General features: G+C 46.4%; 15 protein-coding genes. 6 read left to right on the forward strand and 9 right to left on the reverse strand.

Annotated elements, in window-relative coordinates; genetic code table 11:
• Positions 1-161 precede the first annotated feature (161 nt).
• Positions 162-2,057: an FTR1 family iron permease gene (locus ABXR35_RS16690; protein WP_367062983.1), complete on the forward strand. Its 1,896-nt coding sequence runs from the start codon at positions 162-164 to the stop codon at positions 2,055-2,057.
• A 374-nt stretch (positions 2,058-2,431) separates the two neighbouring features.
• On the opposite strand, the gene ABXR35_RS16695 is transcribed toward ABXR35_RS16690, so the two are convergent.
• Positions 2,432-3,643 (reverse strand): GNAT family N-acetyltransferase, encoded by a 1,212-nt coding sequence (locus tag ABXR35_RS16695; RefSeq protein WP_367062985.1) that lies wholly within the window; start codon positions 3,641-3,643, stop codon positions 2,432-2,434.
• A 343-nt stretch (positions 3,644-3,986) separates the two neighbouring features.
• On the opposite strand from ABXR35_RS16695, the gene ABXR35_RS16700 reads away from it, so the two are divergent.
• The 5 genes from ABXR35_RS16700 to ABXR35_RS16720 all read left to right on the forward strand — a co-directional run bounded on the left by ABXR35_RS16700 (position 3,987) and on the right by ABXR35_RS16720 (position 9,406).
• On the forward strand, positions 3,987-4,844 hold the full coding sequence (locus tag ABXR35_RS16700) for a MurR/RpiR family transcriptional regulator (RefSeq protein WP_367062987.1): 858 nt from the start codon (positions 3,987-3,989) through the stop codon (positions 4,842-4,844).
• Positions 4,845-4,849: 5 nt separating this feature from the next.
• Positions 4,850-5,581, forward strand: coding sequence for a glucosamine-6-phosphate deaminase (gene nagB, locus ABXR35_RS16705; RefSeq protein WP_367062988.1), 732 nt, complete (start codon positions 4,850-4,852; stop codon positions 5,579-5,581).
• On the forward strand, positions 5,578-6,834 hold the full coding sequence (nagA, locus tag ABXR35_RS16710) for an N-acetylglucosamine-6-phosphate deacetylase (protein ID WP_367062990.1): 1,257 nt from the start codon (positions 5,578-5,580) through the stop codon (positions 6,832-6,834). The genes nagB and nagA overlap by 4 nt, the downstream gene beginning before the upstream one ends.
• Before the next feature lie 606 nt (positions 6,835-7,440).
• Positions 7,441-8,832, forward strand: a complete 1,392-nt coding sequence (locus tag ABXR35_RS16715) for an N-acetylmuramoyl-L-alanine amidase family protein (protein ID WP_367062992.1) — start codon at positions 7,441-7,443, stop codon at positions 8,830-8,832.
• Positions 8,833-8,863: 31 nt separating this feature from the next.
• Positions 8,864-9,406, forward strand: a complete 543-nt coding sequence (locus tag ABXR35_RS16720; protein WP_367062994.1) for a GerMN domain-containing protein — start codon at positions 8,864-8,866, stop codon at positions 9,404-9,406.
• 172 nt (positions 9,407-9,578) lie between these two features.
• Here the strand turns inward: ABXR35_RS16720 and ABXR35_RS16725 are convergent, their stop codons facing one another.
• The 8 genes from ABXR35_RS16725 to ABXR35_RS16760 form a co-directional block, all read right to left on the reverse strand.
• Complete coding sequence (locus ABXR35_RS16725) at positions 9,579-10,607, reverse strand: DUF4340 domain-containing protein (RefSeq protein WP_367062996.1); 1,029 nt, start codon at positions 10,605-10,607, stop codon at positions 9,579-9,581.
• Between the two features lie 18 nt (positions 10,608-10,625).
• Positions 10,626-12,035, reverse strand: coding sequence for a GldG family protein (locus ABXR35_RS16730; RefSeq protein WP_367062998.1), 1,410 nt, complete (start codon positions 12,033-12,035; stop codon positions 10,626-10,628).
• A gap of 5 nt (positions 12,036-12,040) precedes the next feature.
• Entirely contained in the window at positions 12,041-12,760 is a 720-nt protein-coding gene (locus ABXR35_RS16735) for an ABC transporter permease subunit (protein WP_367063000.1), read from the reverse strand.
• A complete protein-coding gene (locus ABXR35_RS16740; protein ID WP_367063002.1) occupies positions 12,757-13,815 on the reverse strand; it encodes an ABC transporter ATP-binding protein in 1,059 nt (352 codons plus the stop codon). The genes ABXR35_RS16735 and ABXR35_RS16740 overlap by 4 nt, the downstream gene beginning before the upstream one ends.
• 390 nt (positions 13,816-14,205) lie before the next feature.
• Positions 14,206-14,928, reverse strand: a complete 723-nt coding sequence (locus ABXR35_RS16745) for a pilus assembly protein TadG-related protein (RefSeq protein WP_367063004.1) — start codon at positions 14,926-14,928, stop codon at positions 14,206-14,208.
• Positions 14,929-15,084: 156 nt separating this feature from the next.
• Positions 15,085-16,569 (reverse strand): S-layer homology domain-containing protein, encoded by a 1,485-nt coding sequence (locus ABXR35_RS16750; RefSeq protein WP_367063006.1) that lies wholly within the window; start codon positions 16,567-16,569, stop codon positions 15,085-15,087.
• A gap of 354 nt (positions 16,570-16,923) precedes the next feature.
• A complete protein-coding gene (locus tag ABXR35_RS16755; protein WP_367063008.1) occupies positions 16,924-18,585 on the reverse strand; it encodes a RodZ family helix-turn-helix domain-containing protein in 1,662 nt (553 codons plus the stop codon).
• 144 nt (positions 18,586-18,729) lie between these two features.
• A complete protein-coding gene (locus ABXR35_RS16760) occupies positions 18,730-19,170 on the reverse strand; it encodes a TadE/TadG family type IV pilus assembly protein (RefSeq protein WP_367063010.1) in 441 nt (146 codons plus the stop codon).
• Positions 19,171-19,173: the final 3 nt, after the last annotated feature.

A 19,173-nucleotide genomic window follows, 5' to 3' on the forward strand; every position in this document is an offset into this window, starting at 1 on the left:
ATCCATTCACGTTAGAAAATAGAAGCCAGCGCAACAGCGACGAATATCTTTGTGTAATCGCATGAATATTCCCACATGAATAGAGATGGCAAATTTGAAGCGGTTGATCCAGCTATCGCTGGGATCGACCGTTTACTTTTTAGTGAAAAGAGGAACGCAGCATGCGCAAACATATGCTGAATATTTATACCCCTTACCGGATCGCCCTGCTGACCACGGTGTTTGCACTGTTTACATTAACGCTCACCAATAGCCTTCCAGCAAACACTGTACACACCCATCAAGCATCACCGTTTTCCTCGTTCTCCGCCTCCATCGCCTTTGCAGCGGAAAGCACGCCAACTGCTGACGATCTGCTTCCACTCGTCGGGAGTGCACTCGTCGATGCAGGGCAGCAAAAATGGAGCGATGCTAATAAGGAACTGAAGCAGTTCGCTGACGGTTGGGCAAAGCTGGATACCTCGGCGGCATCTCAGCAGGCGAATGATGTGAACACTGCCTTACAAACAGCACAACAAGCGCTGGCACAGGCAGAGAGCCAACCGGATGCGGTAACATCCGCACTGGGCAAGCTTGCTCGTGCTGTTAATAGCTACGCGGAGACAGCCAATGGTACAACTTCCAGCAGTGGCGATAACGCTACCCAAGCCAATGGTCCGTCCGCAGCTGGTAAACAGGCGGTGCAGGAGATTTTGCCGCTAACGAATACGACGCTGCAACATATCAATGCAGCCGATTGGCAAGCAGCACAAGCCAGCTACAAGCAGATTGTCGCCGCTTGGCCAAATGTGGAAAATGCGATTCGTGCCGATAACTTTACCGTGTACAGTCAGCTGGAAACGACGATGAGCATGATCCGTGTGGCGCTGCAAGCCGAACCACCGCGCGCCGATCAAGCGAAAGCACAAACGCAAAAGCTGATCGATCTGTTCAATCAGTACACCGCTGGCAATATCGCCGATAGCGCTCCGGCAAATGGCAACGTGCATCTGAGCGATGCGGTCGCCCTACTGCAACAGGTGCAATCGTCCATTCAGCAGCAGAATGCAGCGCAAGCAACGACGCAGATGCAGCAATTCATTACGATGTGGCCGCTGGTGGAGGGTGAAGTACAGATTTCCTCTTCCTCCACGTATACCTCAGTTGAAAATGAAATGTCCGAAGCACAGGGTTATCTCGTCTCAACGCCGCCCAACTGGGATCAGGCGACAACGGTGGTCAACACCATGCTGGATGAATTAACTCCTATCACCTCCAAAACGTCGTATACGTTCTGGGATGCAGCGGTAATCCTGCTGCGCGAAGGTCTGGAAGCGATTCTCGTACTCGCCGCGCTGCTCGCTTATGCTAAACGCAGTGGCAGCAAGCAGGCGGGCGCTTGGATTTGGAGTGGTGCTTTGTCGGGTCTGATTCTGAGCGGTATTATCGCTGCGCTGTTTGTTTATGCCTTTTCACAAATGGCATCCAGCGGCAGCACGCGGGAGCTGATCGAGGGCATTACTGGTCTCGTAGCGGTTGTACTGATGATTAGTGTCGGTAATTGGCTTCATCAGAAAGCCAATTTAAAAAACTGGAACAGCTATATCGAGAATCAGGTCAGCGGTGCGATTGCACGCGGCAGCCTATGGTCGCTGGCGGCGGTATCAGGATTGGCGATTTTGCGTGAAGGTGCAGAGACGGCAATCTTCTATATTGGGATGGCACCAGCGATTGCGATGTCTCAGCTGCTGCTCGGTATCGGGCTGGCGCTGGTCATTCTGATCGTGATTGCTGTGCTGATTATCCGCTTCAGTGTGAAGCTGCCAATTCGCCCGTTCTTCCTGACGGCAACTGTGCTGATCTACTATCTCGTCTTCCGCTTCCTTGGCGAAAGTATTCACTCGCTGCAAGTCGCAGGCAAGCTGTCGGCACATACAATAACGAGTATGCCGTCGATCAGTTGGTTGGGCGTGTATCCGACATGGGAAACACTCATTCCGCAATTGATCGTGCTGGTGTTTCTCGTTTGGAGATTTGTGCTGCCAGAGATGCGCAGCGGACGTAAGCAAGCGGCTTGAAGAACCATGTGTATGTATAGATGTGTAGATCAGCAGGAATAAAAGTAGGCATCCTGATATGTTTCTGTTCGCACATACTTTTCCATTTGTAGACCAAATATAAAGAGCCAGTACACGGTTGATTCTTCATCGAATCGGTGTACTGGCTCTTTATTTCCGTATATCTTTATTGAGCTATATCTTTATGAAATTATGCCTTAATAGAGTTGTATCTTGATGGACTCATGTCTTGATAGAGTTATACCTCAATACATTTACATCTTAATAACGTTATCTCTTGATACACCTACATACCTAAGGATTGGCTTCCTTACTTCCATAGAAATAAGCAGAGTGTGGCAATTGGTTTTTGCGTTTGAATAGTCCGTGTGAACTTAGAAATAATCCGAGAAATACGGAATCTGCTGCTCAATCGCATCTTCTAGCATATCGAGCGTATCCGCGCCGCAGGTAATTCTGCCGATTTTGCGTAAATAATCAGGGCGCTTGTAGCCGAGCAGCATCGTCGTCATCGTCTGAATATCAATGCGCGAATCCGTCGGTTCGCTCACACGCTCTACCTTACCCTGACCTTCCGGCGAAATATGCAAACGGAACACACCCTGATTCCATGACAGCAGCGGGTCTTCCATCGTGAATGTCCATACTCGCTCCTTCGTATCTGGCTTGAACGGATAGGCAGCGATAAACTGCTCTAGATCGACGATTCTTGCCATATAGTATGGGGAAATGGACTCGTGAATATCCGCATCCTCGAGCAGAAACGCTAGCGGCTCACTCGTATGAATATTGCCCTGCACCTTCGTAATCATCGAGAAATGCGCACTGACAAAGTTCCACAACCCGATCCGCGCTTCTTCATTTAGGAAAATCATATCCTTAATATGGAACACTTCATCTGCAATCCAGTACAGCACATAGCCTTCCGGCTCGCGCTTTTCATTGTAATAAATAGCGGCAACGAGATCGTCCAAATCCCACATAAAATATTCCCGCCATGCCAGTTCATTACGCACCAACGCGCCATGCGTCTGCATCGCAAAATGCTGGTACGCCTGCTTCACCTCATCGCTCTCCGCCATGAAGCGCTCCACCTCGCCCGGCACCTGCTTCATCTTGGGCAGCTGGTAATCGTTCACCTCAAACACGATTTTGTCCGAGATGATCTCCCAGCCCTTGCGCCGATAATACGGAATCGAATACGGGAACAGATACGAGATCGATTGCCCCTTGAGCCGCATATTTTCCAAAGCTTTGTTCAGCAATTTGTTCATTAGCCCCTGACCCGAATATTCGGGGAATGTGCCGACACTGGTCAGACCGCCCATTTCGTATGTTGTATTGAAGATCCGCACCTGAAACGGGTAGACCGCTACCTGCGAGATCAGCTTGTCCTCGTTAAACCAGCCCCATACATCCGCTTGATGCAGGGTCGATGCGAATACTTCCAAAATCTCGGCTTCTTCCCAACCGATATTGTTCAAATCCTGATGCGTCACCTGAAACACATAACGCAGCAGTTGTACGTATTGCTCCAGATGTTCATCTCCGACTTTGTGCATTTTCAGCTGTTTCTTTTTTCCCATAACGGTTTCCTTTCGTATGTTTGAAATGAATAGCTGATGCTTTGCGTTCTGTTCTCATTATATATGACCTGACACAGAGTTGCGAAGGGTGGTTTTTGTTAATGTTCTTTACAAAAGGGATCATTTGAGTGGAAAGACTATTGCATTCCCTCATGGCATGAATTACTATAAACTCAAGAAAATTATTTTCTTTTATATCGTAGTGCATAAATGAATTATTTTCACAAATATTGTGATATGATTTTATATTGTCTTTATATAACTATGCTGACAGCTGAATGAGAATATGAAATTTATTTTCATCATTTACACCTATTCTATATCATACGAGGAGGAATGAACGGTGTCCCCGATACTTCATGTACTGGAACAGGGGCTGGATAAGCTGTCTCCGCAGGAACGTCGGCTTGCCCATTATATTTTACAACAGCCGTCGTCCATCATTCGGCTGGGGATCACGCAGCTGGCGACACAGTGCGGCATCAGCCCAGCGACAGTGACGCGTTTTTGCAAGACGTTTCATTTTGAAGGCTTTCCCGATTTTAAAATGAAGCTGGCTGCCGAGCTGGCGCAGCAATCGATCCCCGGTTCGTATCAGGACATCATCGCCGGGAATCCGCTGTCCGAGATCGTCAAAGCGATTGAGTCCAATCATGTGACCTCGATCAACGATACAACGCGGCTGCTCAGTCTGCCGCGGTTGGAGCAGGCAGTCGGTTATCTGATCCGTGCACGGCGCATTGATCTGTACGGCATCGCCACCTCGTCGATTGTGGCGCAGGACTTTTACCAGAAGCTCATTCGTATCGGTAAAAACTGCACCGCCTTCGCCGATTCGCATATGCAGATTACGTCCGCCTCTACCCTCACATCCGAGGATGTTGCGCTCGCCATCTCCTATTCTGGCGAGACTAAAGAAACGATTGACGCGCTCTCCTGCGCTAAGGAAAATGGAGCAACTACCCTGTCCATTACCCAGTACAGCTCCAATCCGCTGTCATCAGTCGCGGACATCTCACTGTTCTCCTCCTCACTAGAAAAAGGCATTCGGCGCGGCGATATGGCATCCCGCATCGCGCAGCTTCATATTATTGATATTCTATTCACCGGTATGATCAGCGCCCAGTTTAACGATTCGGTCAACAAGCTGGAGCTGTCTTATAAAAATGTGCGGCGTTACCGCAAAGACTCAGGAGGTTGAGATTCATGGTAAATTTGGTCAAGGTAGGCAATGAACAGGATTTTGGTAAAGTAGCAGCATATATCGTATCCAGTCTGGTGCAAACATCTCCACGCGCGGTACTTGGTCTGGCAACAGGCGGTACACCAGTCGGATTATATAAAGAACTGATCGCTATTTACAATCAAGGCGTAATCAGCTTTGAAAAGGTAAAAACCTTCAATCTGGACGAATACGTGGGATTGCCGACGGATCATCCAGCTTCGTATCGTACCTTTATGAATGAGCATCTATTTAACCATATCGATATTTTGCCGGAAAATACGCATGTGCCAAACGGGCAGGCGGCTGATCCAGCTCAGGAATGTCGTCGATACGACGAAATGCTATCCGAAGCATCCATTGATCTGCAAGTACTCGGTATCGGGCACAACGGACATATCGGCTTCAACGAGCCGGGCAATGAACTGGTGCCAAGCACGCATGTGGTCGATCTGCTGCCAGAAACGCGCGAGGCGAATGCTCGTTATTTTAACTCCATCGACGAAGTGCCAACACAAGCGATCACAATGGGCGTCGGTACAATTATGAAATCGCGTCAGATTCTGCTGATGGTACGCGGTGCAGACAAAGCGGAGATCATCCACCGTGCATTGACCGGTCCAATCACCACTCTCTGCCCAGCATCGCTGCTGCAATTGCACCCGAACGTAACCGTACTGATGGATGCGGAGGCTGGGAGGTTATTTCAGCAATGACCCATACCGATGATTCAAACGCAACACCCGTCCCCACTTCCTTTCGCATCGTCAATGGCAAGATTGTAACGCCGGAGCAGGTAATCGAGAACGGAACGCTGATTGTAGAAAACGGTGTGATTACGTATGTAGGAACAGCGATGGAACAGGGTACTGATACGGTCTCTACTCCAAGTGCAGATACAGGCGATGCATCCCCATCTGCTACAGATACCATCCCTGTATATGATGCCAAAGGCGGCTTGGTATTACCGGGCTTTGTGGATATTCATGTGCATGGCGGCATGGGGCAGGACTTTATGGATTCCAATCCCGAAGTGCTGGACACCATTACTACGTTCCATGCTGGACAAGGTACTACGTCGATTCTGGCGACAACAATGACTGCGCCGCGTGCAGATATTGACCGGGTATTAGAGCAAGTACATGCGTATGTACAACAAGGCGATATGCCGGGCGCACAGGTTGTCGGTGTGCATTTGGAAGGTCCGTTTATTAGCCCAAAATGGCCGGGTGCGCAAAATCCGGGTCATATCGTGCTGCCAAATGTGCAATGGCTAGAAGAATGGCATGCCGCATATCCGGGGCTGATCAAGCAATTGACGCTCGCACCGGAGCGCGAAGGCGCGCTGGAAGTGATTGCATGGCTGCGCGCGCACAATATTACTGCTGCCGCTGGTCATACGGATGCCACGTACGAGCAGATCATGGACGCGGTGGATGCCGGGCTGAATCATGCGGTGCATACCTTCAATGCCATGACCCCACTGCATCATCGCAAGCCCGGAACGGCTGGTGCTGTACTCAGTACGCAAGCGATTCACGCCGAGATCATCGCCGATGGCATTCACGTCCATCCGGCAGCCGTGTCTCTGCTGGCACAGCTCAAGCAGCAAAACAACCTGATCCTGATCACTGATGCCATGTCCGCCGCTGGTCTGGGCGACGGCGATTACATGCTAGGCGATCAGCCAGTCAAAGTGATCAACGGCGTTGCCACATTGCCAGAGGATAGCGGCACACTGGCGGGCAGTCGGTTGACGATGATCGAGGGTTTTCGTTTTCTGGTGGAGCAGGCGGGACTATCGATCTTGCAGGCTTCCCAAGCAGCAAGCGGCAATCCGGCGCGTCAGTTGAATCTGTACGAGCAGTTTGGCAGCTTAGAAATTGGCAAGCAAGGCGATGTGCTGGTGTTGGATGAGCAGATGGCATTGCAGCATGTGTTTATTAAAGGTCGGACGTTTGTCGGGTAACTAACAACAATGACGTATAGAGACTTACGCTTGATTGGGCGTAAGATCTATACGTCATTTTGTTTATTCAGCTCCTTCGGATTTGCTACAAGCGTAGTCTATGTCCAGTGATATCCTTTTGAACCTGCTGTGACTCTGTGCAATCAACCTAGATATATATAAGAACTAGATACTTCAATTGTCTATAGTACCATTCAGCAATCATGGATTTATCTAGAATAAAAAACCATTATTTAAATAATATTGAACAAAAACCATTTTATTCACAACTTTCTTGTTAGAATAGCGTCTCACTACTTAGCAAGCAAAATCATCTATTGACAGCAATAAGAAATCAATTGCATTGCTCAAACGCCTATATGGATGTACAGAATACATAAAGTACAGCTCAGCACAGATTGAAACGATGTGACTACAACCTAATATCTAGCTGTAAGGAGGTGAATAACAGGTAGAATTCCCTTATTGTTAAATTGATTGCAAAACGATCCAATCAATATGCTTTCGTTACTTTCCTGTAGATTCTGTTATACATAGATCAACATATAGGGCATTTTTTCGATGTAACAACATCCACTACTACATAAACCAAAACCGGGGTGCACAATGAAAAACAGTATATGGATCGTGCTTTTTAGTATGCTTTTGTTTGTATTCATTCCCATACCTACTCATGCAGCTACCGATCAGACAAGAATCATGTTGGATGGTCAAGAGCTTGATTTACCCAAAGATATTGGAGTCGTTAATGTACAAAATAATATTATGATTCCCATTCGAGTCGTTGCTGAACATTTAAAGTTTACTGTCAATTGGAATCAAAGTACACAAATCGTGAATATCCAACAAGGAGAAAGCTCCGTTGCATTGACGGTCGGAAAAAACGAAGCGTCTATAAGAAATCGCACTGTCCAACTTAACGTAGCTCCTCAATTAATGAACAATACGGTTGTGGTTCCTTTACGCTTTGTCAGCGAAGCGATGGGTCTAGACGTTAGTTGGAATAATAGCGATAAAATCGTGACTTTATCCAGCCCTGTACCTAACATATCTCCACCTGTCTTGGAGAATCCTAACGATACAACAACCAATCTTATACAGGAAATAAATTATGCCAACGATCAACTAGTCGTCTCATTGGATCACGAAACGACGCCAGTTATTACTACGCTTAAAAATCCTAATCGCATTGTTCTAGACTTCCCTTCTACTAATTTTGGGAATATGAAAAATGTTCCTGCTGTAGGAGCAATGGAGCGCTTGGACACTAGCTCTTTTCCAAATATAAAGGACATCCGCTATTCCCTGTATAAACATGATCCTGCTCAGGTTCGTATTGTCATCGAACTTACAAATGTAGGTGCCATTCAATACCAGCAGCAGACCAGCACAGGCAAATTTATATTGGATTTGAGTATGCTGAACAATTCTGCACCTCTCCCCGCTATAAATAATGGCAAAAAGGTCGTCGTTATTGATGCAGGGCATGGAGGAACCGATCCCGGCACAACAAGCATCACGCAAAAACACGAAAAGGATTTTACTCTTGCGTTAAGTCTCAAAGTTCAAAATCTGTTGCAACAGGAACCTAATATTGAGTTAATCATGACTCGAGAAACAGATGTTTATCCTACGCGATCAGAAAGAGTGAAACTGGCGAATGATCTTCAAGCCGATGTATTCGTATCCATCCATGCGAATAGCGTCCTGCTCTCTCCTCAGGCCAAAGGAACAGAGACATACTATTACCAACGTGAAAGTAGTAAAGAGTTAGCAACAATCATTCACGAAAAATTGATTCAAGCTTTAGGATTTACGGATCGCGGGGTCAAAAATGAAAGTTTCCAAGTGATTCGCGAAACCAAAATGGCGGCTGCTCTTTTGGAAATTGGATTTTTAAGTAACAGCGAAGAAGAACAAGCGATGATGTCCAAAGAGAATCAGAATAAAGCGGCTCAAGCTATTGTGGATGGAATCAAAGAATACTTGGAGTTGTAGAACAGGAACTAATTGACGAGGATGTGCTGGTATGAAAAAAGGAATGTATGTAGCATTGGTCATTTGTGCGGTAAGTATATTTTCGGTAGCTTGTATAGATAAGCCTGCTTCCAATATGGTTCAAGGTTCTAATCCTGTAAGCAGTGAAGCTGTATCGACTACTTCTCCAGATAAAACAAACGAACAGTCTCAAGAAATTAACGTTTATTATGCTGACGTTCAAGTATCAAAATTGGAAGAACATACTCAAACTATCGTCTTCAACGATGATACACAAAAATACAGTGCAACCTACGCTGCTCTCCAAGACAGCAAGCAAAAAGATCTTATTCCTTTATGGGGAACGATTGATTTGCGCTCAGATACGTTTGCTCAAGGGAAACTGACATTGGATATTCATATCCCCAATGAAGCAAGATTAGGAGCTGGCGGAGAAGCATTAGCAATCGAGGCTTTGAAAAAAACATTCTTTCAGTTTAACGAAGTCACCAGTATCGAAGTACTCGTTGATGGAAAAGAAACGGACAGCTTAATGGGACATACGGAACTAACCAATCCCATCACTCGCGAATAACGCTAATAAAAAAGCAGTCGATTCTGTAGAGAATCGACTGCTTTTTATTTGGCAATTATGTTACTGCATATCGTTGTACTGCTAGCGGATATTTTCCAACTATTCAATATACTCACTTGGTACTCGGACTCGGATATCATATCAATGCTGTATAGCGCTGACGATGAAGGCTTTATTTCTTCTCAGAGGATGAACTCGCACTATCAGCCGATTGCGCAGCGGTAGAGATATTATCCGCCGTCAACTGGTACGCCCACTTCCCACTCGGCTCAACAATCCAAATATGATTCCGATCCTGCGGCGATTGCCAGCCGGTGTAATGCTGTACCGTTGTCTTCTCGCCATTCAGCAGTTGCACATCCAGCGTTAGTAACTGCTTGTACGACTGCACCTGCGATGCTGGTACAGGCAACTCAGCGGTTGGCATGTTCTTGATCGCATCCGTAATATTGCCTGCCAGATCGCTCGTTAGCGATTTGCCGTTCAGCGTCCACTCATCTTGGGACGGATCAGCGCTGTTGGCTTTATGGGTCAGTGTCCAGTCCGCAGACGGAGCGCTGCTTTTCCAAACTACCTTACTCAGTTGTTCGTCATCCCAGCCAATCGGCGTAGTGTCGATAAACTGGAATGCCGTACCGGACAGGTCATTGATGCTTTGCTCCGATAATTCGATAATCGGACCATCGTTCAAACGAGCGTAATAATAACCTTTGGTTGGTACTTCGTCACCAAACAGCAACGTATAGGTTTGCCCATCCTTGGTAGTAAGCGTCATATTCGGCTGGTCTGCATGTAATCCGTATTTGGATACATCGGACGGCTGTTCTTCAACCGTGCTGTGTACGGTTGCCGCCTTGAGCGTGCTCAACCAATCGTCGATCATATACATGTTGATCGGATACGCAGCGGGTGACGTCATGCTCCATTGTCCGTTCTTTTGCTCCAATCGGACAGTAGAAGTATCCTTCTTTTCGGCTGCATTTCCAGTATTCATGACACCGGAAGAATTGCTTCTATCTCCTGTATTGGAGCGAATCGTAATACTTTGTACCGCGCTATCTTCCACCGTCAGCAGCTTGCTCTCTGCCGGTGTTGCCGCAGTGTCTTCTTGCTTTTGGAAAAAATTCTGGGAATATGCGTAGCCGACACCTGCTGCTAGAATAAGCAGCAGGATAATCGAGGGCAGTAGCTTTTTGACCATATCAGAAATGCCCCTTTCTTACGCTCTGCGGCGTCTCCACCACAGGAAGATTCCTGCCGCCACGAACAGCAGCGGGAATACGATAACGGTGGAGATCAGGATCGTGCGCGCCTGCGGCAGTGTCAATGTTGCAGTCTGGTACTGGTCTTCCACCTTCGGTCGGATCGTCACCTGACTGTCATTGCCGATCAGGTAATTGATGCTGTTCACGACAAAGTCCAGATTGCCTTGCTGCTGAATCGATTGATCCATCATAAAGGTTGAGCCACCGAGTATAATCGCCTTCGGCTTGCCGTCTGAGCCACCTACGGCAAAGCCAAGGTCAAACGGACCAGTGAGATCATTGGCATCCTTCTTGGTGGACGATTCCAGCAGACCAGACAGATTGGTTTCGCCATAGCTATCGGCTGAACTGGACAAGAGCGGTGTGACAGTCAAACCGTCTTTGGCTTCTTGCTTGAGCGCAATCGACAGCGACATAATCGTGTACAGATTGCTAGCAGCCAGCTTGGTCGTAATCTCATGGTTGCCATATTCCGGCACGATGGTTAGCGGATCGTACAGCGATTGTCCCTTCGGTTCCACCGCTACCGCATGGGTATCAGTAATGCCGTATGTGCTCATGAGGGAATCGATGTTGGGCCAAGCGGTTTTGGCTTTTTCGTTAAAGCCGAGCGACAGGAATAGCTTACCGCCCTTGTCGACATATTGACGAATGACTTTCGTTTCCGCCGCGCTCAGATCAGTTTGCGGGGCAACGATCATCAGCACGCTAGCATCGTCGGGAATACTGCCTTGCTGTGCTAGTGACAGCTCGGATACATCGATATTCTCTTCTTTTAACTGCCCTGCCAGCACGCTCAGTGTAGAGGTGTTAAATTCGTTATGCCCATTGAGCAGATACGCCTTGTACGCTTTGCTCGACGATAGGGATAACAGACCGGATGTAAGCTGCTGCTCGCCGGTAAACTGATACGAAGCCGCAGTTGCTGCTTCACTGTCGGTACTATCAGCACCATTGCTACTGAACATATTGTAGACAGGGATCGATTTGGTACGTTCACCTTGCTTCAGTACAACGGTACTCTCGGTTACGCCGTATTGGCGCGCCAGTTCGGGATTTTGCAATAGGTCGTATTGCTTGACCTCCAGCTTGCTGTTCAACTTATGGTATTCATCCAGCAGGTCGGTCACTTCGCGTGTATACACCTGCGCATCCTGCGCATTCATGAACACCATCGCCTCGACTGGTTCGTTAATGCTTTTCACCGTGCTGATCGTCTGGTCAGACAGCGTGTTTTGCTTGTTTTTTGTCAAATCGGTCTGGAAATTACCCAGCGAGTTCAAAAACAACGTCAATACAATAAAAATGCCAATCGCCGCCACCGAGACGACAATTGCATTGGTACGTGTAATCCATTTGCTCATCTTCATTACCTCCACCGCTTCCGTTCTACAACCTGAATACTCAGCACCAAGAACAGTGCCGACAAGGTAATATAGAACAAAATATCCGGTCCGTGCAGCACGCCTTTAATCAGATTATTCATCCGCGCGGACAGGGAAAATGGAGTCAGCCATTCCTGCAAACTGGAACCCGTAACGCCGGACATGAATGAATCCATCAGCCACAGCGTTAGCAAAATAACAAAAGCAATCACTGCCGCTACCATCTGGTGCTGCGATAAACTGGAAGCGAACAATCCGATAGCCATCATCGCTGCGCCGAGCAGGAATACACCCAGCACGGACAATCCTAGTAGCGTCAGATCAAGTTTGCCGAAAAAGGACATCGTCAGCGGATAGACTAGATTGCATAGGATCAGCACGAGTAACAGTCCAAGCGATGCCAAATATTTACCGACTACAATCTCGGTTGCGCTAATGGGTGAGGTTAATAGTAGCTCATCCGTGCCCTGCCGAAATTCCTCCGACATCAGCCTCATCGTTAAGAGCGGCACAACGATCAGCAGCATGAACATCGTATCTCCCAGTACGAGCCGGTAGTCGATAATACTCGGCTGGTACACGACGAAGCTGACGTAGAACATCAGACTCGACAGCAGTACATAGACGGCAATCGCGAAATAGGAGGTCGGATTGAAAAAGTACATCTGTAGTTCTTTGGAGCACACCGCCCACATTCGTCTCATTGCGCGTTGCCCCCTTTGGTGTTGGTTGGTTTGTCTGTAGGGCTGGAATCTACATCACTGCTCGTAAACTCCTCTGCGTCTGACACCACAATAGGCTGCGCACTCCCAGATGCCGCCGCTTCTGTTGTCAGCTTCACGAATACCTCTTCCAGACTCATGCGCTCTTTACGCAGCTCCAGAATCGGGATGCGTGCAGCGCCAAGTTCCAGCGACAGCTTTTCCCGAAAATCGGTATCGTCCGTTCCTTGCAAACGAACCTGAATCAACTGCTCCTGCTGGTGATCCTCCGACAGCGTATAGTCTGCTTGCGCCCATTTCCACGGATCAAGCAGCTTGCGAAGCGCCGCTGGGCGCGCCTTCACTTCCAATTCGACTTGGAATTGGTTGTTCAGCGAGCTGTCGAGCTGGTTGGATGCGCCATCTGCCACCAATTTGCCGTTGTTAATAATCAACACCCGGTTGCATAGCGTGCTGACCTCCTGCAAAATATGCGTACTCAGCAGCACCGTATGCTGCTCGCCCAATTCGCGGATCAGTTGACGAATCTCTACAATTTGATTCGGATCAAGCCCTGACGTCGGCTCATCCAAAATAAGCAAATCTGGCTGATGAATAATCGCCTGTGCCAACCCAAGCCGCTGCTTGTAGCCTTTGGATAACGAACGGATCAGTTGACGTTCGCGCCCTTGCAGACCGAGACGGTCGATCATTTCGCTCATGCGCAGCTTTTGCTGGCGCGCAGGTACATCGCGCAGATCGGCGACAAAACGTAGATACGATTGCACCGTCATATCGGGATACAGCGGCGGCGTTTCTGGCAAATACCCGATGCGCGCCCGCGCTTTGCGCGATTGCTCGTGCATCGGGATGCCGTCGACCCAGATTTGCCCGGATGTTGGCGTCAGATAGCCAGTGATCATGCGCATCGTTGTCGTCTTGCCCGCACCATTGGGACCAAGAAACCCGACAATCTCCCCACGCTCCATCTCAAAATCAATCCCGTCCACACTCCGCCGCTGGTCAAAATATTTGCTGACTTGCTGGACTTGAAGCATTGTTGTCATTCCCCCTATCTGTTCATCTACCGGACGTGATCTCGTTCCGTTCGTGCCCGGTGATGTGGATCTATTTACAAAACACAGTTTACTATACCGGATAAAGTATAAATTCAGCTTAAAAAACGATAAGGGGAAGATTAAAAGGGCTGAAAGTAAGCGGTGAAATCGGAGATGAGAGCGATGATTGACGATATGGGTGGGATGTAGATAGCAAAAGCCAGCTTGGCAGGTGGAGAGAGCCTGCCAAGCTGGCTTTTATATTTTTCCATACTATTTATCAATATTCACTTTGTGCATTCATTATCATCCAAAATGCTGGAATCATGTTGGATAAGAATACTACAATGCGAGCACTCTACTTGCCAGTACATGGCTCCTATTCCATCATCACCAGCGAATCACAATAGGTGTTTTACTGCTCACATCAATCGGAATATCTTTTGAGCCAATCCCCGCAGCAGATGCCGCCATAATATCTTCTTCTATACCGATATTTTGTAAACTCAGTGTTCGTGCAGCAGTCAACTTGAATTTAGGCTCACGCTCTACTGGAAACGTCAGACTGCCTTCGGACGTATTGCCGCCATTCTCCTGAATTGCCAGACTTGCAGCTGCGGAGATTTGACCAGAATACTGTACCATCCGCTCGTATAAGAGGTCGCCATTTTTACTAGCTGTAAAATCATCTGCAAAATGAGGTTCTTTTACTACTAACGGCCAGTCGCGTTGTGCATCGAACTGTTCGCCAATCAAAATATCTTCAAGCTCTGGAGTCTGAATATCGTCCTTAATCATTTCTTCTAGTGTTGGCCCTGCTCCATCATCAGGAGCCTCCATCCGCTTTTGCAAATCTTCCAGATAATCGCTAATCGTTTCATCTGCGCGTTGTTCCAGTCCAAGTTCATACTGCTTTTTCACTTCTTGCACAGCTGTCAACGAAGCCGCATCCGCAATATTTTGAGCCTGCCGTTTCTCAATGAACACGGTAAAATAATAAAACATAAATGCACTGCCTAGAATGACAAAAGCAAGTGTCGCGATTGTCAAAATCGACATGCCGCCACGCTCATTGTTCATTCGTTCACGACAGATTGCGATCCACTTGTTCATGTGTATCCTCTCCATTATTGTTCATTCCATTCTAAAGAAGCTATGAAACTAGATTTAGAGCAGTTTAAGAATCTGCTGTTTGATACTCAACATATAGCACCTATTTGATACTCAAGATATAGCAACCTTGTTCACTGCTTGCTGTATGCTGTGCTTTTACTTGTCGGTATACTCAACTAGCCATTGAGCCGCCTCTGCTCGGGAAACTTCCGCCTGCGGTTTTAATAATGTAGTAAACCCAAACACATTGCGATAGGTCGGTTCACCATAAGCAAATGTAGCAACCGCACGAATGTATGGTTCTTTGTTTTGATAAGCCTTACCAATATCTTTGGCATCACTGATGGTAAAGAGCGAATCCTGCACAGTAGATAGAGCAAGAATAGGGTCTTTTACACTGTTCATATCTTGATACCATGCCCATAACAAAGCTAATTGTTCACGCGTTAGCGGTTCGTCCAGCTTCAATGTATTGTCTTGATCCAGAGCAGGCAAAGCATCTGCTTTTCTCATTTGCTCTACTAGTGCATAGTCTGGATCGGCAGGATCGACATCGGAAAATGCTGCTGGTGCTTGATCGGCATCTTTCAGTTCCTTATAGTCATATCCATGCATCCAGCGAATAAAGTCGCGTCGTGTAATACTGTCATCTGGTTGAAAGTTGCCCTGCTCATCTGTAGCCGCAATACCTGCTCTTAATAATGTGGCAATTTGCCATTGCACAGGACTACTCGCGATATCATTGACAGTTACGGTAGTCTCAGCTGTTGATCCAGAAGTATGCTCTTCTGCTTCCTGTTCAAGTTCAGCTGTCTTTTCTTGTTGTTCTTTCTGTTGATCATTGATTACAGTTTTATCTACAATCCAACGTGCAGCCTGTGCGCGGGTGACCGGTTGTTGAGGCTCTAAAGTATCTGTCACACCAAACACTTGCTCAAGCGAGTGTTGCTCGTCTTTTGCATAGTGGGAAACTGCAAATACATACGTATCGCCAATTTTCTTCCCATCTTTATACTTGTTTAATACAAACTGCATGATTGACTTATCAACAATGGGATTGGTAATACTTCGTTCGCGTTGATACCAGCCCCATAGTAACGTAAGTTCTTGACGGGTCAGTTCTTTCTCTAATTTCATTGTGCCATCTGGAAAACCTGTAATGACACCGGCATTCTGTAATCCTTCTATTAACTTATAGTCGGGATTGGCAGTATCCACATCGCTAAAACTTGGCGTCGTTGCATATTTGGGCTTGATATGTTTGTTGTCATAACCATACATCCAATGGATGAATTGAGAGCGCGTGATAGGCTCATCTGGCTTGAAATTTGCACCATTATCTAATGAAACAGCACCTGATGCCAGTAGTTTCGTAATCTGTTCTTTCTCTGGTGTTTGTGCAATGTCAGCTGGAACAGCAGTGTCCGACGATTGCGCTGCTTCTTCTCCACCACTGACAACAACATGTACGGGAACCGGTTGCGCCAAAGGATCAACTGTTGTACTGGTTGTGTCTTCATTGTTGGTGGTATCTTGCTGCGTCGTTGGAGCAGCAGTACTAGCTGGCTGTTGCGCAGAATTCTTGCTACAGCCAGCTAGCAGTACGAATATCATAAGAAGTAAGAATAAAGGTTTGTTCATTGGATTCACATCCTGCTATGTCGTTTAGTCAATAAATCATATCGTCAATTATCTTCCATAACGCCAATAAGAGATTGCTCCGAATACAACTATAGCAAAATAGAGCTGCATTCTTGTTACCCTTCGTTCTTTTGCGTCAGAAACAATATATCGTAGTATGGCAGTTGTAATGAAAGGAGCAATACATATACATGAAAGAATAACACTAGTTTTAAAATCAATGATTTGAAGGTTTCTGTTTAAATAGCTAATAAGAAAACACCCTAGTATAAAAATTGCAGTACTGATTTGCAAACAAAGAAGCTGCACTTTTTTATCAAATTTCTCGTTTAAAAAACCAATCATTATATCACCTCATTTCTTAGCCTTGTTTGCTTCTGTCTGCTGGCTGTCTATCCAATCTGGTATCTTATTCGTGACCTCACCTGTCAATTTCTCCCCTGGCTTTAAATATCGATCATGAAAATCAAGACGCTCTTGATTCCCAAGTAAATCATCATACTGCCTTTGTGTAAGGGAAGGACCATTTTGCGCCCATCTTTCTACAGTCTGCTCATTGCCACTTCGGTTCCACAATAAATTAAGTTGCCGATTAGTAATACTTTTCTGTCCAATGTCAGAGGAAGAAACATTAATTCCACGATCAGACAAATCTGAAAAACTAGTCGAAATACCATTCTTATCCCTTATTCCTCTCATTATATTTCCAAAAAGAGGAGCTACAAACATGGACTTGAAAAACTCTCCCGCTGCTTGCTGTTCAAGACTTTTGTCATCTTTTTTATTAATAGCAGCTTTTATTGATGTCATAGATATTGATTCAACCATACCACTAAAAAAACCTGCGATAGACTGACCAAATTTTGATACTGCTGGCGCCTTGATTACATCCGCAACTTTATCAAAAATTAGAGCTCCAGCTACGCTCTCAAGCGCCATCATTCCCATATCCTGTATGCTAGGATATTGTTGATCCAAAATGAGTTTACTGGCTCCACTCACAGCAAAGTTTACAGAAAATGCTTGATAGAATCTTGCACTAAACACAGCGGATTTTATCGTTTGAATGGGAGCAGTAATTAAACTTCGAAATCCATTTACTGCACCTTGTGCTAAACCTTTAAAATAATTAAGTCCTCCTCTTCCCAGTTGTGTAACCAATGCTTTTAATCCCTGATTACGAAATAAAGTTACACCGCCACGGAAAGCTGCAACGATACCGGATTGCGCAATGCCTATTACAGATATTGCAGCCAGCGCGCCATAACCAATGCCAGCAATAAAACTAAAATTATCGCCCGCTACCAATCCATAGATACCGCCTACTACAGCTCCAACAACCAAGGCAGTTATCAATACAGGAACGGATATTGGCGCACTGAGAATGAGAGCTCCAACTACAGCAACTACAATAACTACAGCTGCAGCACCGATTAATCCTGCAGCAGCTCCCTTACCAAAGTTAGCTAAACTCTCAACTGGATGAGCAACTACATCTTTGGCTTTATCCCATAATTTTTCGTACCATGGACGATTATCCTGCTGTTCGTTTCCCTGTTGATCTCCTTTTCCGGTATCCACTGCCGATGTATCTGTTGGATTCGTCTGTACACCATTTGGATCTATAGTGGACGTAGAGGTGCCATTGCTACCCGGAGTTTGTACGGTTCCAGTACTGGGAACAGAAACACCATCCGTTGGAACTGGAGTCGCTGGGGTCATATTACTGCTGTTGTTACCATCTTGAGCATTGCCATTTTGGGAATTGCCTTCTTGATTGCTCTCGTGATTACCGGAACCGGAAGAATCTGCGTTTCCCCCTTGTTGATTGCCGTTACCTGCTTCATTACCAGGAAGCTGCACCCCGGGTGGTGGAACGGCTGTATCTGTGGTTGTCTCCTGAGGTGTCTTATTTCGATCCTCCACTTCTACTTCACTTAGATGGGAATGGATGGGCGATTCAGATGGAGCAGCGTTAACCATGACAGGCATGATCAACATAAAAACGAATAGCACTGCAAGCAGTGCTCCTCCGAATTTACATGTTAAGCGTCGGATAATAACCACTTCCTTCCCGCTTACTTTATCATTTTGGTACTTCGCATTCGTATGTTCTTGCTGCTGTTATGTGTATGGTTTACATGAGAATCTCTCTGTTGGTTACTGCAAATCATCCAGATCTTCTTTACGTACAGTTGCACTGGAAGAAATGGGTATGGACAAACCCGAAGTATCAAACAGATTACTTGATAACATCGGAGACTCCAATGTGACTTTGACCGTAACATACGTATTTCCACCAGATGAATACTCAGACTTGCTCATATCCGCAATTTTATAATTGCCAGCAAAATTACGAATAGCTGTCTGATAACCAGACTCGCCGGACTGCTCAACCATTGCTGCGCGTGCTCCCTCCATGACAGCCTGTTTGACCGTTACTGCGGTAATGGCAGCAGAAGCAAACTGAAATACGATCAAAACCATTAAAAAGAACAACGGCAGCACACCGACAAATTCAATCGCCTGTGCGCCCCGTTCGTTTTGAAGATGTTGACGGATGACATGTACTATATTTCGAATATGTTTATTAAATTTCATTGG

Origin of the sequence: Paenibacillus sp. JQZ6Y-1, assembly GCF_040719145.1 — a bacterium.
In the GTDB taxonomy this organism is placed as follows: domain Bacteria; phylum Bacillota; class Bacilli; order Paenibacillales; family Paenibacillaceae; genus Saccharibacillus; species Saccharibacillus kandeliae.